Below are 26,309 nucleotides of genomic sequence, written 5' to 3' on the forward strand. Positions count from 1 at the left end.
TTAGACGCGCGTAGTATAAAAGCACACTATACAAACTCCAATCATTTATACGATATTTTGTTCGACAAAAAATAGGAAATGTTTGCTATGACCCAAGATTCACAGATAAAAATGGATTCTGCGACGATAGAACGCTTATTAACAGTCACGAGTGACTCAAGCCAACGCCCGCGGCCACCGATTCATCAATGGCATCCTCCATTCACAGGTGATATTGATATACAGATTAAAAAAAATGGCGAATGGTTTTATCAAGGTAGTGTATTTACCCGTTTAGCCTTGGTGAAAATGTTTAGTTCGATTTTAAGACGCGAAGCAGATGGCGATTATTACTTAGTGACCCCTGTCGAAAAATACCGTATTAATGTGGAAGATGCGCCATTTGTGGCTACACAGGTAGAACGTTTATATGAGGCAGGTGTCGCCTATTTATGTTTTACGACTCAAACGGAAGAGCGCGTGATTGTGGATGCCAACCATCCGTTATGGGTAAATTATGATGCAACGGGTGAGCCTAGACCCTATTTACGTGTGAGAGACAATTTGGATGCGCTAATTGCACGAAATGTATTCTATCAGTTAGTAGATTGGGCAACGATTGAAGAAGTCGACGGGCAACCTTGTTATGCGGTGAGTAGTGCAGGACAATACTTTAGCATTGCATCCGAATAATAAACGTATCGAAATGAGAGGCTCTTTGCGCTATAAAGATAACGTCGCCTTCATGAGATGATGAAGGCTTAAAAACTTAAAAAGGTAAAAACAAAAATAATGGGAGTCATTATGACAAAGTATGGAAGTGTGCTCGGATTAGCCCTGTGTTTCTCTACGGCTGTGCAAGCAGCCAGTTTTGCGGACTATGCAGAAGTTGCTACTAAAAATGCAAAGCGCTACCTTAAAATAGACCAACAAGGTGATGTGTTGCCAGACGAAGCCAATGTATGGACGTGTGTGTATGACCACCAAACGGGTTTGTTGTGGGAAGAAAAAACCGATGATAATGGCTTGCGTGATAAAGATTGGCAATACACATGGTACAACGACCAGTCAGAAGTCAAAGGTTATCTAGACCGCCATTATTATCAATCTGAGCGCGCTTTGGGCAGTACGTGTGGTCAAACATTAGCACAATGTAATATTCAATCTTATCAAATACGTGTTGCTGAGCAGGGCGGATTGTGTGGTCAACAAGGCTGGCATGTACCGACGAAGACACAATTAGCCAGTTTAATTACCGAGCAACCAGAGCAACACCCGTGGTTTGCCATTGATAAAACCGCATTTTTTGGCTTATTTCACCATCAAGAATTAGTTCCTATTTATTTAAATAAAAACTATTTCCAGCAGTTACCTGCCTATACTTGGTATTGGTCAAGTGATACAGCTAAAGAGGAGAGTAATAAAGCAGTGATTGCATATTTTGCGATTAGTATTACGTATGGCGCACCTAAAAGTAATAATTTGTATGTGCGGCTAGTGAAGGAGAAAAACTGATGTGGATAATCGAATAACAACGTAGGGTAGACTATTTAATCTAATTGTTTATTATTAGCCACTCATTTATTCTTGGTGGGTTATATGAAAATACTGCGCCCTCACAAAACTCCTTTCATAATAAGCCATAGACAGTTGATGTAGTTGCTGATCTATTGCCACAAGTGACGCCCCTTCTTTAAGACTAAATCCACACTCCTTGAAGTCAATACGGCATTTATCCTGAAAACGGATTAAATTATATACACAGCGCCATAAATCTCGACTTTTTTGTGGAATTTGATAACGCTCAATAGATTGAAAGATTTTACGAGGGTCGTAAATCCTTACAAATTGTGGCAGAATTATATGCAGATGCTCGTCTAATCGGTACCAAATCACCTGTTTTTGCTCATTACTGTAACGATTCCAATCAATGACTTCATGTACAAAACGCATGCAGCCACGGCAAACGCTATCGCCAAAGACCGTAGAGCATAGACCGATACAGGGTGTAGAAACAGATGTAGAAAATGTCATATGGGGTTAGTCAGTCGCTTAGTGAGTCACACGTTACACTATTATCGGATGGCCACATGAAGTCAATACGATACCCATATATCAGCATTGGATTATCATACTTTTGCCATCTATATGATATTGAGTATTTGGTATAATCCTTTGTAAAGGGCTGACGGGCTGTAAGCGCTAAGCCAATGTTTAATGTAAAAGGTTATATTTATGGATGTGATTGTTATTGCTGCATTGTACCAATTTAAAGTGGTTGATGATGCACCTATGTTGCAAGCATCACTCAAACAGTTTTGTCGAGAACAAGCTATTTTAGGTACCTTAATCGTTGCACCTGAAGGGATAAATGGTACGGTATCTGGAAGTCGTCAGGCGATTGATAGCTTACAACAGTTTCTCGTTGCACAAGGGTTTGACCGTATGGAGTACAAAGAATCCTTTGCACCAGAGCACACGTTTAAAAAAATGAAGGTGAAGCTCAAAAAAGAAATTGTGACCTTAGGCGTCGAAGTGAATCCTCGTGAGCAAGTAGGCACTTATTTAGAGCCTGAGCAATGGCATGATTTTATTCAACAACCTGATGTTTTAATTATTGATACCCGTAATGACTATGAATTTATGACGGGTACTTTTGAAGGCGCGATTGACCCTCAAACGAAGAGTTTTGGTGAGTTTCCAGAATACGTTGCTACTCAGTTAAAAGACGCTAAAGATAAAAAGATTGCCATGTTTTGTACAGGTGGCATTCGTTGTGAAAAGTCTACCAGTTATTTATTGCAAGAGGGATTCAATCAGGTCTTTCATCTTAAAGGTGGGATTTTGAATTATTTAGCGCATATTCCTCCTGAACAAAGTTTATGGAAGGGAGAATGTTTTGTTTTTGATAAACGGGTCGGTGTGAGTCATGGTGTAGATTTGGGGCGTACACGGATGTGTTTTGGCTGCGGTCATCCACTGATGGCAGGTGATGAATTAGATAGCCACTATGAGGAAGGCGTGAGCTGTAAATATTGTTTTGATAAAACCTCAGAACAACAAAAAGCACGTTTTCGTATGCGGCAAAGTCAAAAAAATAAGGCGCAAACAGCAAACAGCTAATTTACTTGATAAGAGACTGCATGAAGACAGTCTCTTATATGCAATAGCTTAACAGCTCTGTTTAATGTGGGGTTTGAGGAGCATGAAAAAATAAATAGAGTTCGGTCAGCACTTCTGGAATTTCACGTGCAAGTTGCTGCAACAATTTCCGATTACGTCGAATTTTATTGAGCTCGTCATCTTCGACTAAGCCACTAATAGTCACTATCGGCAATGTGAGTTCGATAATCGTATCTTCATGTTGCGCATACCAAGCCTCTTCGTTACTTAACATACCTTCCATAAAGCCGATACACCAATCGGTCAGGTCGTTTTCTTCTTGCTCAACCATCAGCTCACAAGGTGGGCGTACCGTTTCTTCATGGTATAACAACGCATGAATGCTTTTTTGCCATGCAAGTAAATCGGGAACAATGTCAGTGGCCACTTCGCCTTCAAACAATACATCCAGCCACGTATGTTGCGCTACAGTTGGCCCCACAGTGATTGCGCACAAAAAACCATGCGTGCCACAAAAATTTAGCCCATGCTCATTATCTTCACTATCGAGATAATCTTCGAGTTGATTTAATGTCTGTTCAGACAATGCGTAACGTTCATGCATTTCCATTCGCTCTCAGCAAATATAGGAGCTGCTGATATTTTGCGTGTTCGCAACCACATCAAAACGTCAACAGACTCTAGGTATCAAAAAATAAAAAAGCCTCTAACAAGGGTAGAGGCTTTTATGTGTAAAGGCGAGATTAATTATTGGACGGGTACGTTTTCTAGCCACTTTTTCACACGTTGCGCATCACCAATACGTGTGTATTTACCCCAAGAGTCCATTAAGACAATCACAACAGGCGTGGTTTTGATTTTGGCTTGCATGACTAAGCATTTGCCAGCTTCATTGATATATCCTGTTTTAGAGACACCAATTTGCCAATCAGGATTCTTAACCAAAGAATTGGTATTATGAAACTGCTGAACGCGGTCGCGAATAGCAACAGCATGTTCAGAAGTAGTCGAAAAACGACGGATTAACGGATAACTGTGCGCAGCTTTTACCATGGCTACTAAATCTTTAGGAGAGGCCATATTGCTACTACTTAAACCTGTACCATCATAAAAGTGCGTATTTTTCATGCCAATAGCATTTGCTTTACGATTCATTGCCGCAATCGCCGCCGCAGTGCCACCAGGGTAACTACGGGCTAAGGCAGAAGCCGCACGGTTTTCTGAAGACATTAAAGCCAACAACATCAGTTCTGCACGCGATAAAACGGTACCCACACTCAAGCGTGAGGTGGTATTTTTTAAGCGGTCAATGTCTTCTTCGCTAATGGTAATAGGTTCGTCTAAGGGCAGGTGTGCATCTAATACGACCATGACAGTCATTAACTTCGTAATAGAGGCAATTGGCATCGATTGTTCGGTATTCTTGGAGTAAAGCACTTCGCCTGTTTCGGCATTCATGACTAAAGCCGCTCTAGACTCCACATTTAACGCACTCACCGCATTAGGGGTTTGTTGAATGACATTCGCTTTGGGGACATTAGCAACTGCAGGAGCAGATGCAATGGCAGTAGCTGTAGCCGCAGATGCAATGACTACAGGTTTAGCAGCATATTTAGCCGCTTTTGCAATTTTGCCCGTCCGAGAAACTTTGGCTAAGCGCTCGCGTGTACGTTCTTTACGTAATGCCTCACGTTCGGCTTTGCTCACACGCTTAGCAACTTTATCGGTTTTAGCAGATTTTTTTGCGATATTCGTTTTGCTTTTGCTGTTTTTAGCCAGCTCTTTTTCTTTTTTAGCTTTTTTGTCTTTAGCAGCTACTTTGGCTTTATCGGCTTTATTAGATTTTTTGTTAGCCGTTGCCTTTTTATTGGTAGCCTCTTTGACTTGCTTGACCGTTTGTTTTTCTGATTGCTCTTTTGCAACGGCGTGGCTCACAGGAGTTAAGGCCAGCATTAAACCTAACACTAAGGACGATAACAGTGCAGGGCGAACATTTATCATAATAGCAACCCATTTTATAAAAAAACGAAGGGCTCGTGGCGATAGGGTAGTTGCCACCAGCTTGGTAAAGTAGAGGAAATATGACCTCTGTATAAAGCGTCCTGCTATTAACCATTTATTGAGATGATTAGCACAATAATGCAGCATTTCTTATCATACAGATACAAAAGCGGTCACATTATTGTTAAATCCTTGAAAATAAAGCACTAGCATGGACTATTTTTATTGATATGCAAAGTCCATGACAACTCATTAGAAGATTTTGTAACAAAATGATTGTTTATATAATGAGTGTAGTTCTTATATGTGTATTTTCAAGCCAATTTGACCCTAAAAAATACGGTTTTTTTTCTGTGCTTATTTTATAATTGTAACCTGCTTGTTGCCTATATTATAGTGTTTTTGCAATTAGATGCGTGTGCGACGCGGTCTTTTTCCATGAAAGACGCTTATTGATTGTTTTAGTTAGTGTGATGGGGTGCGTTTTGATTAAAGTCTTGCTCGTTGATGATCACGATTTAGTCCGCATGGGCATGAATCGTATGCTGTCTGATGTAGCAGACATCAATGTGGTTGGCGAAGCAAGTAATGGCGAAGATGCTATTAAGTTGGTGAAATCCCTAAAACCCCATGTGGTTCTGATGGATGTACAAATGCCAGGTATAGGCGGTATTGAGGCGACACGTAAACTCGCACAACTCTTTCCGCAATTAGGGATTTTGGTGGTGACAATTTGTGAAGAAGAGCCATTCCCCTCACGTATTCTCAAAGCAGGTGCTTTGGGTTATATCACCAAAGGTACCGATTTTAGAGAAATGGAAACGGCTATTCGTAGAGTTGCTTCAGGCCAGCGTTATTTGAGTGCCGATGTTGCCTCACAACTTGCAGATAATTGGTTAGAAAAAGACAAAAAAACTGAATCGCCTTTTGAGTTATTATCGGAACGAGAAATGCAAGTCGCGATGATGATTGTGAATTGCAAGAGTAGTCAAGAAATTGCCGATAGTTTATTTGTTAGTCCCAAAACCATCAGTACCTATCGCTATCGTATTTATGAAAAATTGGCGATTGATAGCGATGTTAAGCTCACCCATTTAGCTATTCGTTTTGGTTTTGTACAAGGCGATAAAGCCTAAACCTAGGCTATAATCGTCAAATAATTCCGCCTACTGATGTTATGAATGATAAAGTATCTGCCGTATTAGCAACCTTACCCACCTTACCAGGCGTCTACAAAATGTTAGGTGAGATGGGCGATGTGTTATATGTGGGTAAGGCTAAATCACTCAAAAATCGCGTCAGTTCGTATTTCCATAAAACAATCACCCACCCAAAAACTAAAGCATTAGTCGCTAAAATCTGTGATATCGAGTTGACGATTACCAGTTCCGAAACAGAAGCCTTATTGCTAGAACAAACGCTAATTAAGACCCTCAAACCGCCTTTTAATATTTTATTACGAGATGATAAATCTTATCCTTACATTATTATTTCAGCCGATAAACCCTATCCTCGAATTAGTTGGCAGCGTGGCAAACAAACCATCAAAGCAGGCCGTGTTTTTGGACCGTATCCCAATAGTCAAGCCGTCCACGATAGTTTGCTGTTATTACAACGCTTGTTCCAAGTGCGACAATGTGAAGACAGTACCTTTAGAAACAGGGATAGACCGTGTTTACAGCATCAAATTAAACGCTGCCGTGCCCCTTGTGTGGGCTTAATTAGTCCCGAAGATTATCAAAAAGATATTCAAAACACGGTGCATTTTTTGGAGGGTAAAAATTCCGAATTACAACAGCGGTTGATTGCACAAATGGAGGAGGCTTCCGCAGAATTAGCCTTCGAGGCCGCAGCGATTTATAGAGACCAGCTAGCCTCATTACGTCAAGTACAAGCACAACAAGCGGCGTATTGTGAGCAAGGTGAAGCCGATATCTTTGCTTTAGCTATACAGGCAGGCCTAGTTTGTGTACAAGTGATGTTTGTGCGTGGTGGACGTATTTTAGGCAGTAAAAGTTATTTTCCTGAAACCACGGAAATCGAAGAAGAACGTATATTGGCCGAATTTTTGGCCAGCTTTTATTGGCAACAAGAACGTGACCTGCCACAAGAAATTATCATCAGTCACCGTTTAGAAAATGATGAAATAGAGGCTTTATTAAATGCCTTATTACAATCCTATCAGCAAAAATTAGTCTTAAAGTACCGTGTCAAAGAAGACCGCGCAGCATGGCTTTCTTTGGCGCAACTCAATGCCCAAGAAGCCTTAAAAGCGCGATTAGCCAATAAAGTACAAATTTCTGCCCGTTTACAAGCATTGCAGCAGTTATTGGCACTGGAGTCTGTTCCGCAGCGTATAGAGTGTTTTGATATCAGTCATTCGCAAGGCGAAGCAACGGTGGCATCTTGTGTGGTGTTTGATAGTCAAGGGGCACGTAAACGCGATTATCGGCATTACTTAATTAAAGGTATTACCGCAGGTGATGATTATGCCGCGATGGAACAAGCGCTAACGCGCCGTTTTAGTAAAGTCACCGCAGACAGTCCGCTACCTGATATTTTGTTGATTGACGGGGGCAAGGGACAGTTAGCGCAGGCCAAACGTGTATTAGGTAGTTTGAATATTCAACACGTGCTCATGATGGGGGTGTCTAAAGGCGAAGGGCGAAAAGCGGGGTTAGAGACACTACATTTTACCGACCAGACCAGCATTCAGTTAGCGCCCGACGCGATTGCTTTGCACTTAATTCAATATATCCGTGATGAAGCGCATCGTTTTGCGATTACTAAACACCGTGCTAAACGTGATAAAGCACGTAAAACCTCCCCATTAGAAGCTATTCCTGGATTAGGCGCTAAACGTCGTCGTGACTTATTAAATCATTTTGGTGGCTTACAAGGGGTATTAACAGCCAGCGTTAAGGAGCTGGCTTCTGTGTCGGGCATCGGCACAACGCTGGCAGAAACGATTTATCAGGTCTTACACTGACTGTACATGAGAGATAGTCGTCCCCGACGATAGACCTGAGCGCAAGCAATCGCTTGTGTAACCGCGAGGGTCTCATAGCCAATAATACCTAAATTTATCTTTTCTGATGGTGATTGTGATACCATTCTTGTTAGACAAAAAATAAAGACAATTTGTGGTTTGGCTTTAATCTTAGAGACAGTCAGCGACAACAGAGCCCCTGTTGTATTCATGATTTGACGAGGAGCACGTTTTTTGGCAAATAAACACTTATGGAATATCCCCAATATCTTGACCATCATGCGTGTGTTACTCATTCCTGTTTTGGTCTTATTGGCATATTTACCTGCCTTTCCGTGGCAACATGGTTTAACTGCGGGGGTGTTTGTCTTAGCGGCGATTACCGATTGGTTTGATGGTTATTTGGCGCGTGCCTTAAACCAAAGCTCTGCGTTTGGCCGCTTTTTAGACCCTGTTGCTGACAAATTGATGGTGGCGGCGGCTTTAGTCATTTTAGTACAAAATCAGCCTACGATTTGGGTTGTGATTCCTGCCATTGTGATTATTTCGCGTGAGATTACAATTTCGGCTTTACGTGAGTGGATGGCAGAGTTAGGCAAACGAGCAAATGTGGCTGTCTCAGCGATTGGCAAATGGAAAACAACTGCCCAAATGAGTGCGATTGCCATTTTATTGGTGCAACACCCGCTACTAGACCGTATCGGTTATGTTTTGCTGTATATTGCGGTGATATTAACTATTTGGTCGATGTTGATTTATCTCAAAGCGGCATGGCCAGACTTAAGTAAGGCTGATTAATTCAAGCTAAGTGATTGAAAAGTGTGCATATAATTGAGAAAAAATGCACAATTCAAAAAGGATGCTTGACGAACAGAAAAAAAACTCTAAAATCGCCGTCCACGAATGCGGGAATAGCTCAGTTGGTAGAGCATAACCTTGCCAAGGTTAGGGTCGCGAGTTCGAGTCTCGTTTCCCGCTCCAAATTATACATCAAAGCCGACTTTATAGTCGGCTTTTTTGTTTGGCGTGCTAGTATAGGGTCTGTTGACGTTTTGATTGTGGTTGCGAAAGAGACTGTTTTTTAGAGGATACGAGGCGTGAATCGCGTAGTTTGGTTATTCCAAATAAGCGATGAGCAACGAAGTAACCTCAAAAAATAGCTCTTTCCCTGTGGGTTGCGTTAAAAATTGACTCATTCTGCGTTACAAAACTTGCCAATAGAATAACTATTAGCTTCGTTTTGTGCCTTGCCTGAGTCCATTTTTATCAGCAACGCGGCTCACACGCAAAACGTCAACAGACCCTAGGTACCAACAATATATTTTAGACTTCGAGTCTGATGTGGTTCGGTTATTTAGCTTTTTTGTTGTTTGATAGAGCGCATTTGCCGACCATACTTGTTTTTTAGGTGAGCCCACAGCTAAGATTATCGGCTCAATGATGACGCGCACAGACAAACACCTGATATCAACCCCTTGAGCTGGTAACTAATCAGCAAGTGATGAAGTGGCTTGTGTCATCAGTATTAACACAGTGGAGATACACGCATGATTACTGGCAGTTTAGTGGCCCTTGTTACCCCAATGCAAGATAACGGTGACATAGATTGGCCAGCCCTCAAACAATTGGTTGAGTGGCATATTGCAGAAGGAACACATGCTATTGTGGCTGTAGGTACAACAGGCGAGTCGGCTACTTTAGATGTTGATGAGCATTGTGCTGTCATTAAAGCTGTGGTTGATACCGCTGCTGGACGAATTCCTATTATTGCAGGTACGGGTGCCAACTCCACGCGTGAAGCGATTGAATTAACCAAATCGGCCAAAGAAGCGGGTGCAGATGCCTGTTTATTGGTCACGCCTTATTATAATAAACCGACACAAGAAGGCTTGTTTCAACACTACAAAGCCATCGCAGAAGCCGTAGATATTCCGCAAATTTTATACAATGTGCCAGGTCGTACAGGCGTGGATATGAGTAATGCAACAGTCGCACGTTTGGCAGGTGTCCCCAACATTGTGGGTATAAAAGATGCGACGGGTAATTTAGAACGCGGTCAAGAATTATTGACGTTGGTAGGGGATAAAATGGCTGTCTATTCGGGTGATGATGCCACCGCATATCGCCTGATATTGATGGGGGCTAAAGGTAATATCTCTGTGACTGCCAATGTTGCGCCTAAAGCCATGAGTGCTATTTGTGAAGCTGCGTTAGCGGGCGATGCACAAACAGCCAATGCTCTCAATCAGCCATTAGAGGCTTTACACCGCGATTTATTTGTTGAGTCCAATCCTATCCCTGTGAAATGGGCATTATTTAGCATGGGACGTATTGCTCAAGGTATTCGTTTGCCTCTGACCGTATTGGCTCCACAGTGCCAAGATACTGTACGTCAAGCATTAACACAGGCTGGTCTATAAGATGCGGAATTTCCTCGTTGCAGGGATTGTCTTGACTCTAGGGGCATGTAGTCTGTTGCCAGAGACTTCGTTGGATTACCAAAAATCACCGATGTTAGCGCCTTTAGTGCTCACAGAGGGACAAACAACACGTCCTATACAACCTTTATTTGCAATTCCAGATGTCACGACTCCCGCAGAGAATGTGGCGGTTGTCACCGAAGGTAAAGGTAGAAAGCAGCATTTTGCTGCACCTCTGCCTAAACCGCTGGCGATTGCTGAAGTAAAAAATGCGGCGCCTATTAAAGACAGCCCGCTTAAACCCATTATCGTGAAAGATGGCAACAATCACCCTGTATTACAAACAGCGGGTGATATTCGTCTAATTTGGGATGATTTAGAGCGTGTATTAACCAAAGCAAATATCAAAATCAGTGACCGTAATCAAAGTTTGGGTTTGTATTTTGTTGAGCTAAGTGAAAAAAGTGTTAAACAACTTTATCAGCTTAAATTGACGAGAACGAGTAATGATAATGTCATTTCTTTGCAGAAAGACGATGATACCTTGGCTGATGCAGTTGTTAGTCAGCGTCTTTTTGAAACTTTATTAACACATTGGCCAAATAACTAACCGCCGACCATGAGCGAACCGCGGTGTAGAGGCATTCTTAGAGTTGAGTAGACATCATGGAAAAACGTGAATTGTTATATACTGGCAAAGCAAAGTCTGTATATACCACTGATAATCCCGATTATTTAGTATTAGTCTTTCGAGACGATACCTCCGCGTTTGACGGCAAAAAAGTAGAACAATTAGCACGTAAAGGGCGCGTCAATAACACCTTTAATGCATTTATTATGGATAAATTGTCTACAGCAGGCATAGAAACACATTTTGAACGTCTCATCACACCCAATGAAGTGCTGGTTAAAAAATTAACCATGATTCCTGTAGAGTGCGTGGTGCGTAATTATGCCGCAGGCAGTTTATGTCGCCGTTTAGGGGTAACAGAAGGTTTGGAGCTCAGCCCTCCGACTTTTGAATTATTCTTAAAAAATGATGCCTTGGGTGACCCCATGATTAATGAGTCTCACGCTGTCTCCTTTGGGTGGGCAACGGAGGCGCAGTTAAGCCGTATGAAAGAATTGTCCTTTCAAGTGAATGAGGTATTAAAAGCCTTGTTTGCAGACGGTAACATGTTGTTAGTCGACTTTAAGCTCGAGTTTGGTCTCTTCCATGACCGTATCATTTTGGGTGATGAGTTTTCGCCAGATGGCTGTCGTTTGTGGGATAAAGAAACCCGTAAAAAATTAGACAAAGACCGCTTTCGTCAAGGTTTAGGTGACGTGGTAGAAGCGTACGAAGAGGTAGGCCAGCGTTTAGGCATTCAATTCTAGGGAAAGTATCATGTTGAAAGTCATTAAACTGAGTATGATTGGTCTGTTAATCACTAGCTTAAGTGGTTGCTTTTTAACAAAAGTCGTGACGATGCCCATGCGTGTTGTGGGCGCGACAACGGGCATGGTGGGGGCTGTCGTATCTGTTGTACCAGTTGCGGGCAATAAAGTGGATGCTGCCTTAGAAAAAGTAGATACATCGATTGATAAAGCAGCAGATACGGTAGATGATGTGCCTCTTTAAGTAATTTGTACTTGAGTTCTGGTCGTAATCACTATATATTTTGCGACCTTACGGAGAGGTGGCAGAGTGGTTGAATGCACCGGACTCGAAATTCGGCATAGGGGTTATACTCCTATCGAGGGTTCAAATCCCTCTCTCTCCGCCAGATAAATAAAAAAGCCCATGATTTTTCATGGGTTTTTTTATGTCTGATATTTCTACCTACAAATTTACCTACAAAAAGATTTTTGATTAAAGATGGTTTGGAATTTGCGAGTAAGCTTGATTGTTATTATTCCGTTCTAATTTTTATTTTCCTTAAGTGTGTCATATTCTTGCTTGAGTCGCCCTAAATCGCGAGATAGATAAGTATAGTGTTGTTCTAACGACTTAAGCTTATCTTCAAGGTTGGCTATTTCACTATCTTGAGTTTCTACTTTTTTATTAAGCTCTTTGTTTGACTGTTTTAATTCTAAGTTATCTTTTTTCTCTAGAGAAAGCATGGATTGTAGTTCTTTATTATGATCTTTTAATTCCTTTATTTTCGGGGCTTCTTGTAAATAATAGTTGCTAATTAACGTTTCTAATAGCTCTCGGACGTTACCTTTTCCTGCTAAATCTTTAAGTTTTTTTTCGATCTTGGTACTCATAATAAACGAGTAAGTCTTTTTGCCGTTTTGTTTACTTCTAAATTTTTTTGCCGCCAAGCTGCACGCATTTTATTAATCAGTAGTAGTAGGTCTGATTCAACAAAAGGGTTAAATAAGTTGTACACTCCAATTTCTGCATTAGACTCGTTGGTCTGAATAAAATATCTTCCTGCTGCGTGTTTTTGTAAATACTCCTTTATCCATTCAAGCTGTTCAGCATCTTTTATATCAACCCAGTTGAGTAAGTCAGAGATTTTTTTCATTCAAGTTCTCCACTAATCATTGCCTTTTTATTGTTTTATCTCGCACTTAATTTTAAGCAAATATTTTCCAATATTAATTTGTAACACGTTATACAACACATAGTGTTAAAAGTAGTAATACAAGCAATGTTAAACGTAGTGTCATAAGTTTTGTTATAAGTTTTGTTACACGTTATTTCTTGTAATAGCCTTCCTAAAAATGTAGGGGGTTAAAACTATATAAATATAAACACTTTTGCATGTATTATCTAGTTAAGATAAGCGTATATCTTGTTTTTTGCGTGTAATTAGTGGTGTAAGAATAATTATTCTATATCTGATTTTATTAAGACAAATTAATATAATTACAGAGTTGCATATTCCAACCACACTGACCATTTGTTCTTGAGTACGCTGACCAGCCCGCCAATTTCTACTGACCACGCAACTTTTTGCTGACCAGTCTTAGGTAGATTTAAAAGAAGTATTGGTCTAGCTCATTTGAATACATATTGAAGAGGCAGATTCTGAGGTTTTTTAGCGTTTTCTTCCTGATATTAAAGGCAAATCAACAACCAATAAATTACTTTAACAACCATACCTATTTTGTAAAACTCCAGTTTTGTCGTTGATCATTTTTGAGTCTTTGCATACAATAGAGAAATCTCATCAACGCCTCCCATACCTCAGCAATTAGAGCTGCGCTATCGTGTGTTGGTGAGCTTTTTTATTTTCCTAAATCACAATCACCAGAGTGTAAGGCAAATCCATCAATCGGTTTTTTGATCAGTGTTTTACCCGTTGTAGCATAGCTTTGCTTATATCCAAACTTCCCCTCTGAAAAAACAACGACCCTCATGCGCTCACTGGGCGAAGGATAAATCCATGGTGGATATTGAGAGTCGATGTAGCTGAATAAATCAGGAAAGCATAGTTCAAGCTCATTCAACTGCATCAATGCGGGTTGAATTGCATAATAAAGTGATAGTACTAAATCACGCAATTCAAGAGAGCCAATCAGCTCTGATCTTCGTACCATCAATATAGCTATCGCCAAGCTATCCAGATGCCTAAAGTTGGATAGTTGCGCTACTATTTCTTGTTTGAAAGGTTTCTGTTTTGGAAACTGCGCCTGTAAGTCATCAAACAACACGGCCTTAATATCGTCGGGAAAATCAAATAGCATTTCGTCGATTTCTTCCTGTGATAGCAACTTTGGCTGTAAAACTCGCCAAAGCACATGCCTAAACCACCAAGCCGTGAACGGCACATGCTCTTCAACCCGATCAATCAGGTTATCTACGCTAGGTTTATCCTTGGGAATCATCACGCCATCCCGATAACGATCCCAAAGACGAGGACGAACACTTTTACCATCCACACAGCGAACTTGTAGAGGGTGAAAACACTTTTCCAGTGCATAGGCACTCATACCTGTTCGTAGGCTTACCGTATGGAACCAGACGCGAGTACGAAGCGAATCGACTGGACAGCGTGTTGGACGACCACGTCTTCGGCCATCTTTAGTATCCGACATGTATTTAGCTCATGGAGTCGAGTTATTCCGAATAATACGAAGGTTGTTCATTTTTGTCTATTCATTACATAATTCATAACTAGACGTAACCTGCCGTGAGCTAACCATGATGACCATTTTACCTTCTTTTCCTGATGCCGATTCTCTGACGGGAACAGTAGCCGAATCAGAGGTTTCAGCTCTAGAGTCTCGATTATTGATGGACATTCAGCGTCAGTATGGGCCGCTAGTCGGTGGGGCTGATTTACTAAAAATATTGGGATTTCCGTCATCAGAGGCTTTTCGGCAGGCACTTAGTCGAGGTTCGATTCCTGTACCAATTTTTGCCATTCCTCATCGGCGAGGTAAATTTGCCTTAGCACAAGATTTAGCCGTTTGGTTAACCAGATTACGGTACACAGGCACGACGAATCACGCCTGATTTTTACCATGATGTAATCAATAAAAGGAGAGAGAAATGACTAATACAGATGATGGGTAAAACAAAACAGGGGGTTGCAGGGAAAAGTGCGATGACTCGTGTTTTACGAGAACACGAGCCATCGTTACGGGTGTCTATGTAGAAACCAGACGCTCGTATTTTGTACGGCATCAAGCAGGTTGTCAACCTGATGCCGTACAGCCGCTTTACTCTGCGTTAATCCTTTCCCTTTTGGCGGAGCTAGAACACGTTCGGCTCTGAGATCAGTTTTTTATCTGAGGATGACTCATGCGTAAAGCACGAGAGTTACTACGTTTATTATTTTCACTGGGCTTGAGCAATCGCCAAGCAGGTAGGTTGGTGAAAGTCTCTCACAATACCGCTGGGCGTTTCCGTGCATTAGTTGATGCACAGAAGTTGGACTGGGGTGCTTTGGAAGCCATGCCAGATCAAGCGTTACAAGCCTTATTGTACCCTAAGCGGCATAAAGGGACTGCTTGCGAATGGCAGCCAAACTGGCCCCACATACATCAAGAAATGCAGCGCAAAGGCGTTACTTTGATACTGCTCTGGCATGAGTATCGTGCATCTTGGCCAGAGGGTTGCTCTTATCAAGCATTCACTGAACATTACCGTTTATACCGTCGTCGTTTGGGTCTGGTGATGCGTCAGACACATAAAGCTGGCGAGCGTTTATATGTCGATTATTCAGGTCTAACTGTTCCGATTGTTGATGCGACAACAGGCAATGTACATAAAGCGGAGATATTCATCGCGGTCATGGGGCTATCCAATTTTACTTATGCGGAAGCTACATTAACCCAAAAGATTCCTGACTGGACTGCTTCCCATGTCAGAATGTTTGCATTTTTAGGTGCTGTCCCTCAAATGATTGTGCCTGATAATCTACGTTCAGCAGTCAGTAAAGCCTGTCAGTATGATCCCGTCATTAATCCCACTTATCATGAACTGGCTCTACATTATAATGTCGCCATCATACCCGCCCGTAAAAGACGACCCAAAGATAAAGCCAAAGTTGAATTGGGTGTGCGTTTGGTACAACGCTGGATTCTCGCTCGTCTTCGTAATCAGGTTTTTTACTCACTAACGACATTAAACGCAGCTATCCATGAGTTGCTGATTGACCTCAATACCAGACCATTCAAAAAACAGGATGGTTGTCGTCAGTCTGTGTACCAAACGATGGATTTGTCGGCGATGCGCCCACTGCCTGACCATCATTTTGAACTGGCGGAGTGGCTTACTGCGCTGCATGTCGGACTCGATTACCATGCGATCGTTGACCATCATGCCTACTCACTGCCGTATCACTTGGCCCATGAAAAAGTGGAAGCGCGATTAACGGCAACCGTAATTGAGTTTTTCTATAATCGGCAACGAGTAGCTACTCATGAGCGCAGTGTGATACGCGGTGGTCACACCACATTAGTCGTTCACATGCCAAAAGCTCATCAACGTTATGCTCATCCTGACAAAGAGCGGTTACTGGATTGGGCGGCACGCTTGGGAGTATCGACAGTCGGCGTGGTACAGCATCAACTCCAGCGACGGCATCCCGAGGCTGGTTATCGCAGTTGTATGGGGTTGCAAAGCTTGACTAAAACTTACGGCGAAACCCGATTAGAAGCAGCTTGCCAACGAGCATTAGTTATTCAAAGCCCCACGTTGGGCAGTATTCGTTCAATCTTGAAAAATAAACTGGATGAGCTCCCGTTACCGACTACTGTTGCCGAACATCAGCCCATTACTTCACACGACAACGTGCGAGGTAATGCGTATTATTTTGGAGATTCCTCATGTTAATTCAACAAACATTAACTACCCTTAAACATCTTAAACTATCGGGCATGACGCAAGCAGTAGAGCGGCAAATCCAGCAGCCTAGCCTACAAATGCTCTCTTTTGACGAGCGACTAGGCATGATAGTAGATGAAGAGTTGAGCTTTCGTGAAAATCGACGACTGACGCGATTACTTAAAGATGCCAAGCTTCGGTTTTCAGCCGCTTGCATGGAGGATGTTGATTATGATGTTCGGCGTGGGCTAGATCGAAGTCAAATGGCAGGCTTGTCGCGTTGCGATTGGGTACAGCACCAGCAGAATATTTTGATTACAGGAGCAACAGGTTGCGGCAAGACGTGGCTCGCCTGTGCACTAGGCAATCAAGCCGCTCGGAAAGGATATTCTGTACTTTATAGACGTGCCCCAAGATTACTAGAGTCGCTGGCGATCGCCCATGCGGATGGCACATTACCCAAATTGCGGCAGCAACTGGCGAAAGCGCATGTCCTCATTTTGGATGACTGGGGACTGGCTCCGCTGAATGCGATGGCGCGTAGTGATTTGTTGGAAATACTAGACGATAGAATCAATACCACAACGACCATTATCACTTCGCAATTGCCTGTGAGTGCTTGGCACAGTTATATCGGTGATCCAACCTTGGCGGATGCAATTTTGGATCGACTGGTGCATACGGCTCATCATCTGTCACTGAAAGGTGACTCTTTACGGAAGCAAAAAGTGGTCTGACCGTAAGTGAAGAAACAGGCTTCGGCAATAGCTGAAGCTTGTTACATCAAATCAACTAGAGATTTTAATTGAAGCTCTGCAATAGCTGGGATTACTTGCTCATAACAATAGGCAACGTCACCGAAAACCGCGTTTTACCCTGCCCAGAACTCACATAAACATCCCCATGATGAGCATGAATGATAGATTTAGTAATCGCCAACCCCAAACCAGCCCCTTCATCCGTTCTCTGACGTGAAGCATCTCCACGATAAAAACGGTCAAAAATTCGTGGAATCTGCTCAGGTGGAATATCAGCCCCTGTGTTTTCAATATGCACGGTTCTGGTATTTTCTTCTTGGGTGATTGACAGCGTAATGCTGCCGCCTGCGGGTGTATGGCGAATGGCATTCGACAACAAATTGCTGAACGCACGGCGAATCATCAGCGAGTCGCCCAAAATAACACCATGACCTTCACGGTGCAGATGGATAGATTTTTCGGCAGCCAGCGCATCATAAAATTCCAGTAGCGCATCTATTTCGGCGGACAGTTCTATCGTCTGCTGGTTCGGCATCATCAGGCCATTGTCCGCCTTCGCTAAAAACAGCATATCTGAAATCATCCGTGCTAATCGCTCATACTCCTCAAGGCTAGAATAAAGAATTTCCTGATAATCTTGCGCCGTACGCGGCTTGGCCAATGACACTTGAGTCTGAGTCATCAAATTATTGATGGGAGTCCGCAGTTCGTGAGCAAGGTCAGATGAGAAGTCAGATAGGCGTTGCAACGAGTCACCTAAACGATCCAGCATAGCGTTAAATGCGCGTGCCAAGGGTTGTAGCTCAAGTGGGACACTCTCTGAATTTAGGCGTTGTTGTAGTTGTTGAGCGGAGATGCCTTCGGCAACCACTGCCATTGTTTGTACGGGGCGTAATCCGCGCCGTGCTGCTAACCAGCTTAACAGGGCAATCAGTAGCAGACCACTGCCGCCCACCAGCGCCAGTTGACGTTCAAAATCATGCAGAAATAGTTGGTGATGAGTGGTTTCTGTGCCAATGGCAACCACAAATCCCTCATTGTTGATGCCTGTGGGCAATTGTGCGGCAAAGCCTTGATAAGAGATACCATCAGCAATCCACGCACTCAGTTTGAAAGCCTGTTTGCTGCGACTAAGTTGCGGTTCTAATAGAGTTTGGTCGGGAATGGCGGTATGGCCTTCGGCAAAAAACGTGTGGCCTGCGGGACGATCCACGCGCACGACTAAGTCATGATGACCCACCAGTGCGTTAGACAATTGTTGAATCCGCGCTACGTCATCAGGCATGGCGTTATCGAGCAGGATATGATGAATCAGCTCTAGTTTGCCTTCGAGTAAAGCCGAGTCCAACTCATTAAAATGGTGACTCACTGATGATCTAATCATCAATCCCATCACGATTAAAACGCCCGCCGCTAACAGGGTGAATAACAGACTGGTGCGAACTGCAATGGTATTAGGTAGCCGAAAAGTCATCGGACGCTTCCTCCAGCACATAACCCATACCGCGCACGGTGCGTATCAGCTTAGTGTCCACAGGCGTATCTACCTTGGTGCGTAGCCGTTTAATGGCGACCTCAACGACATTGGTATCGCTATTAAAATTCATATCCCAGACCTGAGAAGCGATTAACGAGTGCGGGAGGATTTCTCCTTCGCGGCGCATCAGTAGCTCCAGTAGCGCAAACTCTTTGGCGGTCAGGTCAATCCGCCTGCCTGCCCGCACAGCGCGCCGACGGCGAATATCCAGCTCTAAATCGGCCACTTGTAGCATATCGTCTTCCCGAATACGTCCGCGACGCAGCAAGGTTTTTACTCGCGCCAACAATTCGGCGAAGGCGAATGGTTTAACTAAATAGTCGTCCGCGCCTAGTTCTAAGCCTTTCACCCGATCTTCTACTTGATCGCGGGCGGTTAAAAACAACACGGGCATGGTTTTGCCTGCACGCCGAATTGCGGCTAACACTTGCCAGCCATTCAATTCAGGCAACATGACATCCAGAATCACCAAATCATAGTCATCGGTACTCGCTTGATGCTGACCACTCAGGCCATCTTTGACCCAGTCGGTGATATAGCCAGCTTCGGTTAGACCTTGTTTTAGGTAATCACCTGTTTTTATTTCGTCCTCGACGAGCAGAATTTTCATAGTTTGCTATCCAAGTCATCACGTTAGTGATTGTAAGACCGTCACAATAAACGCTTTTGTGCTCACTGAGGACAAGATAACAAAAATGTAATTTTTGTGTCATCTTTGTGTTGGTACGGCCAGTCCATGATGACCATGACTCCTCTCAGACAGACCTTGTTATCTACTGAGTAGGAGAGCGTTTTGTGTTAACTCATTGACGATGGGGCGATTATGAAGTGGTTCTTTTTGGCCTGTGCGTTATTACAACAGCCTGTGCTGGCCTTGGCGGAAGGTGTGGGCGAGCAGGATACTTATGTCAGTCCGTTGCAAGATTATCAGGGCTGGCAAGAACCTGCGGTGCGTGATTGGCAGGAGACTCATCGCTTAGTCACCGCTGAATCATCGGGACATGCAGGCCATTCGGGTATGGCGATGCCTGATATGCCTCAACCTAAAGCTCAACCATCGCAGCCTGTCATGGATATGAACAATATGACCAAACAGGATGGGCATGGCGGGATGAATCATCAAGACATGAAAATGCCCACCATGTCACCTGAGACTATGCCATCCAACCATACCTCAAAAAAAGGTCAGCATAAATGAAGAAGCCCTTAAAACTACCGCATAAATTAGGGTTGACACTTCTGTTAGCAGGCAGCTTAGGGGCTTGTGCCACATTATCATCTGATGGTGGTGAAGGTGAAGTGCGCGCTCAGGCGGCAAGTCTACTCAATCAGCAAGCGACACCCACCACGACGGAGGGTCGTCGTCAGGCATCGGCTGCGCTACTGGCCAAACCACTGTCTGCGGAAGATGCCGTCACCTTGGCATTACTGAACAATCCTCGTCTCCAGCGGCAATTTGCCGACTTGCGTATTACGGAAACAGAGTTAGTGGCCAGCACCCGACCACGCAACCCCAGCGTGACTTTGGCGCGGCTGACACAAGATAATGAGAGTGAAGTGGGTCGCAGTATTGTTGTTGATGTCATTGGTTTGTTGCTATCACCCTTACGAACACCGATTGCTAAACAACAATACCAGAACGCCAAAATGGTCGCCGTCCAGTCGGTACTGAAACTGGCTCATGATACTCGTGTCGCCTATTTTGAAGCCATCGCCAGTAGGCAGCGTGCGCGTTATGCCGTTGATGTCCAAACGGCTGCTGAGGCAGGTCGTGATTTGGCGCGTAGTTTGGCAATGGCAGGAAATATCAGTCGCTTGGATGCGGCGCGGGAGCAGGCTTTTTATGCCTCAGCAACAGCAAATCGTGTTCGTGCTCAGGCTGATGCAGCACTGGCTCGTGAGCGTCTTGTCCGCCAGTTGGGACTTGCCAATGACCAATCGCTGGCCTTACCCGAAACACTGCCAGAGCTACCTGCGACACCCCGCGTATTAAATCAGGTCGAACAGTTGGCAATGAACCAGCGCATTGATGTGCAGTTGGCCAAACGCCATGCCGAGAGTACGGCGAAAGCACTGAAACTCAGTAAAGTGACGCGTTTGGTTAATGTGCTAGATGTTGGTTATCAGCGCAATACCTATTCGGATGCGCCCAAACAAACGGGTGTTGAAGTGAGCTTGGAATTGCCGTTGTTTGATTTTGGTAGTACCCGTGTTGCTCAGGCGGAAGCGATTTATCAGCGTTCCCTAGCGCAAGTGACAGAAACGGCGGTTAATGCCCGCAGTGAAACCCGCACGGCTTATGCCCATTACCGTACCAGCTATGAATTAGCCAAACACTATCGTGATGAAGTGATGCCGTTGCAGCAACAAATCGCCGATGAAGTCCTGCTTCGTTATAACGGCATGCTGATTAGCACCTTTGAATTACTCGCACAATCACAGGCGCAAGTTGACAGCATGAATGCTTATCTGGCGGCACTTCAGGACTTTTGGCTTGCCGAAGCCGAGCTGACCAGCAGCTTGCAAGGCACAGTCGATGCGGGCTAAACGCACTCTCCATTTATCGGCAACCATGCATTAACGAGGCATAGACATGAACAGTCGGCGTGATTTTTTGTTGAAGACGGGACTTACTGCGCTGGGTGCTAGTTTGGTATCCAAAGTGCAAGCGGCAGGCATTCCCGAAGCTGTGATACAAACAGAGGCGAGTACACAACCGCCCGTGATGCCTGCCAGTGGTCGGCCCTACAACCCCGTGGTGACGCTTAACGGTTGGTCTTTACCCCATCAAATGAAAAATGGCGTGAAAGAATTCCATCTCGTTGCTGAACCTGTCGTGCGTGAATTTGCGCCAGGCATGGTCGCGCATATGTGGGGCTATAACGGTCAAAGTCCTGGCCCGACGCTGGAATGTGTAGAAGGTGATCGCATCCGCATTTTTGTCACCAATAAACTGCCAGAGCATACGACTATCCATTGGCATGGCGTATTACTGCCGTCGGGCATGGATGGGGTAGGTGGGTTGAGTCAGCCTCATATCAAGCCAGGGCAAACTTATGTTTATGAATTCACGATGAAAAAATCGGGTACTTTCATGTATCACCCGCATGCCGATGAAATGGTGCAGATGGCGATGGGCATGATGGGGTTTTTGGTGGTTCATCCAAAAAATCCCGACTTTATGAAAGTTGATCGCGACTATGTGTTTTTACTGAGTGCCTACGATATTGATCCTGGCTCTTATACGCCGCGTGTCTCGGAGATGACGGACTTCAATCTGTGGACATTTAACTCGCGGGTGTTTCCAGGTCTTGATCCCTTAGTCGCTCGTACAGGCGAGCGGGTTCGCATTCGGGTCGGCAACTTGACCATGACCAATCACCCCATTCACTTGCATGGCCATGATTTTGAGGTGACGTGTACCGATGGCGGCTGGGTACCCAAATCAGCACGCTGGCCAGAAGTGACGACCGATGTTGCGGTAGGGCAGATGCGCGCGGTTGAGTTCACGGCAACGGCTGGTGACTGGGCGTTACATTGCCATAAATCGCATCACACCATGAACGCGATGGGGCATAAACTACCGACAATGATTGGTGTACCGCAACGTGAGCTGACAGCGAAAGTACGCAAGCTCATTCCTGATTATATGGGTATGGGCAGTAAAGGCATGGCCGATATGGGCGAGATGGAAATGCCCTTGCCTGACAACACCCTACCGATGATGAGTGGGCAGGGGCCGTTTGGTGCGGTTGAGATGGGCGGTATGTTTACTGTGTTGAAAGTGCGAGACAATCAAAAAAAAGGCGATTACAGCGATCCTGGCTGGTATGACAATCCTGCGGGTACGGTCGCATGGTTATATGAAGGGGAAGAACCTTCAACCGTTCGAGCCAGCCCAGCAACTTCAACAGACCATGATTTGAAAGTACGCAAACCGACGGGGCATGAAGGGCATTGATGTGTTGTCCATCTTTATCTCGTCTACCAGCCAATTCCTAAACATGGCCACTATTTATTTTATTGTCTATTGTCAGGAGTGCATTCACATGAACAGTAAAAAGCATAATTTATTAGCCTTAGCACTCGTCATCCCCACGCTATTCAGCCCGTTATTGGTTTGGGCACATGGTGATGAACACCTTGATCCCAACATGAAAGTCGATAACCCGATTACGGCACAGACACAAGCCGTTGGCCAACAAGGTATGCCTAGAGATGTGAGTCGGACGATTGAAATTGGCATGAACGACATGCTGCGTTTTAACCCTGATAATCTGTTAGTGAAGCAGGGCGAAACGATACGGTTGCGAATCACCAATAACGGCAAAATCCCCCATGAATTTGTGTTGGGTACGCGTGACGAAATTATGCAGCATGCCCAGATGATGAAATCGATGCCAACGATGGTGCATAGCAGTGCCAATATCGCTCATGTGTTGCCGAGTAAAAGTACGGATATTATCTGGCAATTTAGTCAGGCGGGTGAGTTTGTCTTTGCCTGTCTGATTCCTGGCCATTTACCCGCAGGCATGGAAGGAAAAATCACGGTTACCGCCAGCCCTGAACAATCCTCCAGCGCGACACCCGTTGCTGCAACAGAGCTAAAAACTGAAGCCACGGACACCACGACCGCTGTCGATGATCGCTATACCCAAGGCGAAATTCGCAAAGTGGATACTGCCCAAGGCAAACTGACGATTAAACATGGCGACATCAAAAATCTGGGTATGCTTGGCATGACGATGGTCTTTCGTGTCAAAGATCCTGCAATGGTAAAAACCGTCAAGGCAGGTGATGCGGTGCAGTTTGTCGTTGAGTTAGAGAAAGGGCTAATGGTGATTACAGAGTTAAAGAAAGTCACAGGCAAATAAAGTAGAGTGATGACATTATGTGGAGTTTAAAAGAATATCGCCGCAAATTACGACAATAACGCTGGAATAATGAGTATTTGAATGGTAAATGGAATTATATGCAGTCCATTGAAGAGTTAGGACGGTATAGCATCATTGTTGGTTACGCCCAATATCTGAACGCAAAATCCGTCCTTGATGTGGGGTGTGGTGATGGTAATTTGATACGTTTACTTCCATTAATGGAGTCTTATGTGGGCATTGACATGAGTCGGATTGCTTTGGCGAAGGCTCAAGAAGTAATGGACATACGGCCTAACTACTGCCTTATTGAAGCAGATTTTGACGCATACGTACCAACTAATAAATTTGACCTAATCGTTTTTGGTGAAAGTCTTTATTACAGCAAACATCCTTTACAAACGCTGGTCTCATATCAAGATGCCCTTGCTAAGGGTGGTCATTGCGTCATATCTATGTACAAAAACTTGAAGGCACCACCTGTTTGGGATATGGTTATTGAAATCTTTGATATTGTGGATGAAACGCATATCCAGCAAAAAAACCAAGGATGGATAAGTCGCCTTTTAATTCCCAAACAAAAATAAAAGGCGAAAGGATTTTTTCAAAGAGCGAAAACCAAATTAATCCTTGTTATTTGAGGTAAGACCGCAGCACAGTAAGTACTTGCTCTAGATCCTCATGGCGTTGCTGTGGGGATATGTCATCTGTACCTAAATGCTCGCGGATGTGTCCTTCCAGCACCTCAGTCATCAAGCCATTCACAGCCCCACGAATTGCGGCAATCTGTTGCAGAATTGCTGAACAGTCCGCCGCTTGCTCTATCGCTTTTTCTATTGCCTCAGCCTGTCCCTTAATACGGCGTACGCGAGTCAGCAACTGTTTTTTGTTCTTGATGGTATGAGACATGACTTCCTCTTTCTTAGTTTATTAAAGTATACTGGGGTATAGTATATTTGATTGGGTTATGAGGATAAAGGTATATGCAGTCTTCTGTCGAAAATTGGCGGCATTCGCACGTCTTTAATGAGGGTAATCCTCTCGCGGAGAGAAACACTCGCTGGGCTGTCGCCTTGACGGCCATCATGATGACGGTCGAAATCATTGGCGGATGGGTATTTAATTCAATGGCGTTGTTGGCTGATGGTTGGCACATGAGCTCGCACACTTTGGCGTTGGGGCTTTCGGTATTGGCCTACAGCGCAGCCAGACGTTTTGCCCACGATAAACGCTTTGCTTTTGGTACATGGAAAATTGAGGTGCTGGCAGGCTATAGCAGTGCGATGTTGTTAGTGGGGGTGGCTATATTGATGCTCTATCAGTCTGCTGAACGTCTCATCTCACCAACACCCATCCACTATGATCAAGCTATTGCTATTGCCGTGGTTGGCCTATGCGTCAATCTTGCCTGTGCATGGCTGTTGAAGGATGGTCACGACCATCACCATCACGACGACCACGATCATCATCATGACCACCATCATGACTTGAATCTGAGATCAGCCTATCTGCATGTGGTAGCCGATGCAGCAACATCCGTGCTCGCCATTTTCGCGCTATTTGGCGGTAAGCTTTGGGGAGCAAGCTGGCTCGATCCGCTCATGGGGATAGTCGGTGCTGGACTGGTTGCCACATGGGCGTATGGGCTGCTGCGCGATACGGGGCGTGTATTGCTGGATGCCGAGATGGACGCTCCTGTTGTGGCTGAAATCCACGAAGTTATCGAAGCAAGCCCTATTAAGGCTGAAATCACTGATTTGCATGTTTGGCGTGTTGGCAAAGGCAAATACGCCTGCATCCTCTCACTGGCAGTTACTGAGGTTGTTGAGCCTGATTACTTCAGGCGACAAATAAGCATTCATGAAGAACTGGTGCATGTGACGGTAGAAGTGAACAAGTACTGATTAGAGCGATGCGCTTTACACACGATGAAAAAGCACGTGCTTGTCTAATTAACCACAGTGCTTTCCTGTAACGACACCTTCAAGCCCACTCAATATGGGACAGTCTGGTGACTGGTCGCCGTGGCAGCCAGTCACCAGATAATTCAAGGCATCACGCATTTCTGTGAGTTCAGTGATGCGTTGTTGCAGTTCAGCGACATGGCGTTCGGCAATCGCTTTAACATCGGCACTAGCGCGTTCCTGATCTTGCCATAATGACAACAACTCTTTGAGCTGTTCCATAGAAAAACCAAGATTACGGGCGCGTTTGATAAAACGTAATACATGCAAGTCTTTGTCGCGGTAGATACGATAGCCTGCATCGCTACGCATGCTTTCTGGCAACAGGCCGATGCTTTCGTAATAGCGTATCATCTTCGCCGATATCTGGGTCTGTTTCGCGGCATCACCAATATTCAT

28 protein-coding genes, 2 tRNA genes and 1 pseudogene are annotated in these 26,309 nt (G+C 44.3%); 21 read left to right on the forward strand and 10 right to left on the reverse strand.

Annotated elements, in window-relative coordinates; genetic code table 11:
• The first annotated feature begins 87 nt into the window (after window positions 1-87).
• Together C8N29_RS11230 and C8N29_RS11235 are read left to right on the forward strand one after the other, a co-directional pair.
• The gene (locus tag C8N29_RS11230) at window positions 88-672 is read left to right on the forward strand and encodes a DUF1285 domain-containing protein (protein WP_239987104.1); all 585 of its coding nucleotides are present in this window, start codon (window positions 88-90) and stop codon (window positions 670-672) included.
• Window positions 673-783: 111 nt separating this feature from the next.
• Window positions 784-1,494 (forward strand): Lcl C-terminal domain-containing protein, encoded by a 711-nt coding sequence (locus C8N29_RS11235; protein WP_170106968.1) that lies wholly within the window; start codon window positions 784-786, stop codon window positions 1,492-1,494.
• Window positions 1,495-1,845: 351 nt separating this feature from the next.
• Here C8N29_RS11235 and C8N29_RS17425 read toward each other — a convergent pair.
• Window positions 1,846-2,013, reverse strand: a pseudogene (locus tag C8N29_RS17425) (DUF1289 domain-containing protein); the annotation flags it as partial.
• A gap of 201 nt (window positions 2,014-2,214) precedes the next feature.
• Here C8N29_RS17425 and trhO point away from each other — a divergent pair.
• Window positions 2,215-3,102: an oxygen-dependent tRNA uridine(34) hydroxylase TrhO gene (gene trhO / locus C8N29_RS11245; RefSeq protein WP_107866162.1), complete on the forward strand. Its 888-nt coding sequence runs from the start codon at window positions 2,215-2,217 to the stop codon at window positions 3,100-3,102.
• Between the two features lie 61 nt (window positions 3,103-3,163).
• On the opposite strand, the gene C8N29_RS11250 is transcribed toward trhO, so the two are convergent.
• The gene (locus C8N29_RS11250) at window positions 3,164-3,712 is read right to left on the reverse strand and encodes a YecA/YgfB family protein (protein ID WP_107866163.1); all 549 of its coding nucleotides are present in this window, start codon (window positions 3,710-3,712) and stop codon (window positions 3,164-3,166) included.
• Between the two features lie 137 nt (window positions 3,713-3,849).
• Window positions 3,850-5,103 (reverse strand): D-alanyl-D-alanine endopeptidase, encoded by a 1,254-nt coding sequence (gene pbpG / locus C8N29_RS11255; protein WP_204509339.1) that lies wholly within the window; start codon window positions 5,101-5,103, stop codon window positions 3,850-3,852.
• Window positions 5,104-5,588: 485 nt separating this feature from the next.
• Between pbpG and C8N29_RS11260 the strand changes: the two genes are divergently transcribed.
• The 9 genes from C8N29_RS11260 to C8N29_RS11305 all read left to right on the forward strand — a co-directional run bounded on the left by C8N29_RS11260 (window position 5,589) and on the right by C8N29_RS11305 (window position 12,278).
• Window positions 5,589-6,239: a response regulator gene (locus C8N29_RS11260; RefSeq protein ID WP_107866232.1), complete on the forward strand. Its 651-nt coding sequence runs from the start codon at window positions 5,589-5,591 to the stop codon at window positions 6,237-6,239.
• Between the two features lie 41 nt (window positions 6,240-6,280).
• Window positions 6,281-8,092, forward strand: a complete 1,812-nt coding sequence (gene uvrC / locus C8N29_RS11265) for an excinuclease ABC subunit UvrC (protein ID WP_107866164.1) — start codon at window positions 6,281-6,283, stop codon at window positions 8,090-8,092.
• A gap of 234 nt (window positions 8,093-8,326) precedes the next feature.
• Window positions 8,327-8,890 carry a CDP-diacylglycerol--glycerol-3-phosphate 3-phosphatidyltransferase gene (pgsA, locus tag C8N29_RS11275; RefSeq protein ID WP_204509340.1) on the forward strand — a complete coding sequence of 188 codons (564 nt, stop codon included), beginning with the start codon at window positions 8,327-8,329 and terminating at the stop codon, window positions 8,888-8,890.
• Window positions 8,891-8,997: 107 nt separating this feature from the next.
• Window positions 8,998-9,073, forward strand: a tRNA-Gly gene (locus C8N29_RS11280).
• Between the two features lie 566 nt (window positions 9,074-9,639).
• Complete coding sequence (gene dapA, locus C8N29_RS11285; RefSeq protein WP_107866167.1) at window positions 9,640-10,512, forward strand: 4-hydroxy-tetrahydrodipicolinate synthase; 873 nt, start codon at window positions 9,640-9,642, stop codon at window positions 10,510-10,512.
• 1 nt (window position 10,513) lies between these two features.
• Window positions 10,514-11,122 (forward strand): outer membrane protein assembly factor BamC, encoded by a 609-nt coding sequence (gene bamC, locus C8N29_RS11290; RefSeq protein ID WP_107866168.1) that lies wholly within the window; start codon window positions 10,514-10,516, stop codon window positions 11,120-11,122.
• Between the two features lie 56 nt (window positions 11,123-11,178).
• Complete coding sequence (gene purC, locus C8N29_RS11295; protein WP_107866169.1) at window positions 11,179-11,889, forward strand: phosphoribosylaminoimidazolesuccinocarboxamide synthase; 711 nt, start codon at window positions 11,179-11,181, stop codon at window positions 11,887-11,889.
• Window positions 11,890-11,899: 10 nt separating this feature from the next.
• On the forward strand, window positions 11,900-12,133 hold the full coding sequence (locus C8N29_RS11300) for a DUF6726 family protein (protein WP_107866170.1): 234 nt from the start codon (window positions 11,900-11,902) through the stop codon (window positions 12,131-12,133).
• Window positions 12,134-12,185: 52 nt separating this feature from the next.
• A tRNA-Ser gene (locus C8N29_RS11305) sits at window positions 12,186-12,278 on the forward strand.
• 136 nt (window positions 12,279-12,414) lie between these two features.
• Here C8N29_RS11305 and C8N29_RS11310 read toward each other — a convergent pair.
• From C8N29_RS11310 to C8N29_RS11320, 3 genes are all read right to left on the reverse strand, one after another.
• A complete protein-coding gene (locus tag C8N29_RS11310) occupies window positions 12,415-12,762 on the reverse strand; it encodes a hypothetical protein (protein ID WP_107866171.1) in 348 nt (115 codons plus the stop codon).
• On the reverse strand, window positions 12,759-13,025 hold the full coding sequence (locus tag C8N29_RS11315) for a hypothetical protein (RefSeq protein ID WP_107866172.1): 267 nt from the start codon (window positions 13,023-13,025) through the stop codon (window positions 12,759-12,761). Before C8N29_RS11315 ends, C8N29_RS11310 begins: the two co-directional genes overlap by 4 nt.
• Before the next feature lie 706 nt (window positions 13,026-13,731).
• Window positions 13,732-14,436: a hypothetical protein gene (locus tag C8N29_RS11320; RefSeq protein ID WP_146164457.1), complete on the reverse strand. Its 705-nt coding sequence runs from the start codon at window positions 14,434-14,436 to the stop codon at window positions 13,732-13,734.
• Between the two features lie 211 nt (window positions 14,437-14,647).
• On the opposite strand from C8N29_RS11320, the gene C8N29_RS11325 reads away from it, so the two are divergent.
• The 3 genes from C8N29_RS11325 to istB all read left to right on the forward strand — a co-directional run bounded on the left by C8N29_RS11325 (window position 14,648) and on the right by istB (window position 17,514).
• On the forward strand, window positions 14,648-14,962 hold the full coding sequence (locus tag C8N29_RS11325) for a hypothetical protein (RefSeq protein ID WP_239987108.1): 315 nt from the start codon (window positions 14,648-14,650) through the stop codon (window positions 14,960-14,962).
• 288 nt (window positions 14,963-15,250) lie between these two features.
• Complete coding sequence (gene istA, locus C8N29_RS11330) at window positions 15,251-16,786, forward strand: IS21 family transposase (RefSeq protein WP_107866174.1); 1,536 nt, start codon at window positions 15,251-15,253, stop codon at window positions 16,784-16,786.
• Complete coding sequence (gene istB, locus C8N29_RS11335) at window positions 16,780-17,514, forward strand: IS21-like element helper ATPase IstB (RefSeq protein ID WP_107866175.1); 735 nt, start codon at window positions 16,780-16,782, stop codon at window positions 17,512-17,514. Before istA ends, istB begins: the two co-directional genes overlap by 7 nt.
• Before the next feature lie 91 nt (window positions 17,515-17,605).
• On the opposite strand, the gene C8N29_RS11340 is transcribed toward istB, so the two are convergent.
• On the reverse strand, window positions 17,606-19,009 hold the full coding sequence (locus C8N29_RS11340) for a heavy metal sensor histidine kinase (protein WP_107866176.1): 1,404 nt from the start codon (window positions 19,007-19,009) through the stop codon (window positions 17,606-17,608).
• On the reverse strand, window positions 18,990-19,682 hold the full coding sequence (locus C8N29_RS11345) for a heavy metal response regulator transcription factor (protein WP_107866177.1): 693 nt from the start codon (window positions 19,680-19,682) through the stop codon (window positions 18,990-18,992). The genes C8N29_RS11340 and C8N29_RS11345 overlap by 20 nt, the downstream gene beginning before the upstream one ends.
• A gap of 213 nt (window positions 19,683-19,895) precedes the next feature.
• On the opposite strand from C8N29_RS11345, the gene C8N29_RS11350 reads away from it, so the two are divergent.
• From C8N29_RS11350 to C8N29_RS11370, 5 genes are all read left to right on the forward strand, one after another.
• Window positions 19,896-20,270 (forward strand): hypothetical protein, encoded by a 375-nt coding sequence (locus tag C8N29_RS11350; RefSeq protein WP_107866178.1) that lies wholly within the window; start codon window positions 19,896-19,898, stop codon window positions 20,268-20,270.
• Window positions 20,267-21,619 carry a TolC family protein gene (locus tag C8N29_RS11355; RefSeq protein ID WP_107866179.1) on the forward strand — a complete coding sequence of 451 codons (1,353 nt, stop codon included), beginning with the start codon at window positions 20,267-20,269 and terminating at the stop codon, window positions 21,617-21,619. The genes C8N29_RS11350 and C8N29_RS11355 overlap by 4 nt, the downstream gene beginning before the upstream one ends.
• Before the next feature lie 46 nt (window positions 21,620-21,665).
• Window positions 21,666-23,033: a multicopper oxidase family protein gene (locus C8N29_RS11360; protein WP_107866180.1), complete on the forward strand. Its 1,368-nt coding sequence runs from the start codon at window positions 21,666-21,668 to the stop codon at window positions 23,031-23,033.
• Window positions 23,034-23,121: 88 nt separating this feature from the next.
• Window positions 23,122-23,946, forward strand: a complete 825-nt coding sequence (locus tag C8N29_RS17050; RefSeq protein WP_204509341.1) for a copper-binding protein — start codon at window positions 23,122-23,124, stop codon at window positions 23,944-23,946.
• 98 nt (window positions 23,947-24,044) lie between these two features.
• Window positions 24,045-24,533, forward strand: coding sequence for a class I SAM-dependent methyltransferase (locus C8N29_RS11370; protein ID WP_107866181.1), 489 nt, complete (start codon window positions 24,045-24,047; stop codon window positions 24,531-24,533).
• Window positions 24,534-24,579: 46 nt separating this feature from the next.
• On the opposite strand, the gene C8N29_RS11375 is transcribed toward C8N29_RS11370, so the two are convergent.
• Window positions 24,580-24,855 carry a metal/formaldehyde-sensitive transcriptional repressor gene (locus tag C8N29_RS11375; protein WP_107866182.1) on the reverse strand — a complete coding sequence of 92 codons (276 nt, stop codon included), beginning with the start codon at window positions 24,853-24,855 and terminating at the stop codon, window positions 24,580-24,582.
• Between the two features lie 74 nt (window positions 24,856-24,929).
• Here C8N29_RS11375 and dmeF point away from each other — a divergent pair, with 74 nt between their 5' ends.
• Complete coding sequence (gene dmeF, locus C8N29_RS11380) at window positions 24,930-25,850, forward strand: CDF family Co(II)/Ni(II) efflux transporter DmeF (RefSeq protein WP_107866183.1); 921 nt, start codon at window positions 24,930-24,932, stop codon at window positions 25,848-25,850.
• Between the two features lie 48 nt (window positions 25,851-25,898).
• Here dmeF and cueR read toward each other — a convergent pair whose 3' ends face one another.
• Window positions 25,899-26,309, reverse strand: a complete 411-nt coding sequence (gene cueR / locus C8N29_RS11385; RefSeq protein ID WP_107866184.1) for a Cu(I)-responsive transcriptional regulator — start codon at window positions 26,307-26,309, stop codon at window positions 25,899-25,901.

Source organism: Agitococcus lubricus, from assembly GCF_003051055.1.
GTDB lineage: Bacteria > Pseudomonadota > Gammaproteobacteria > Pseudomonadales > Moraxellaceae > Agitococcus > Agitococcus lubricus.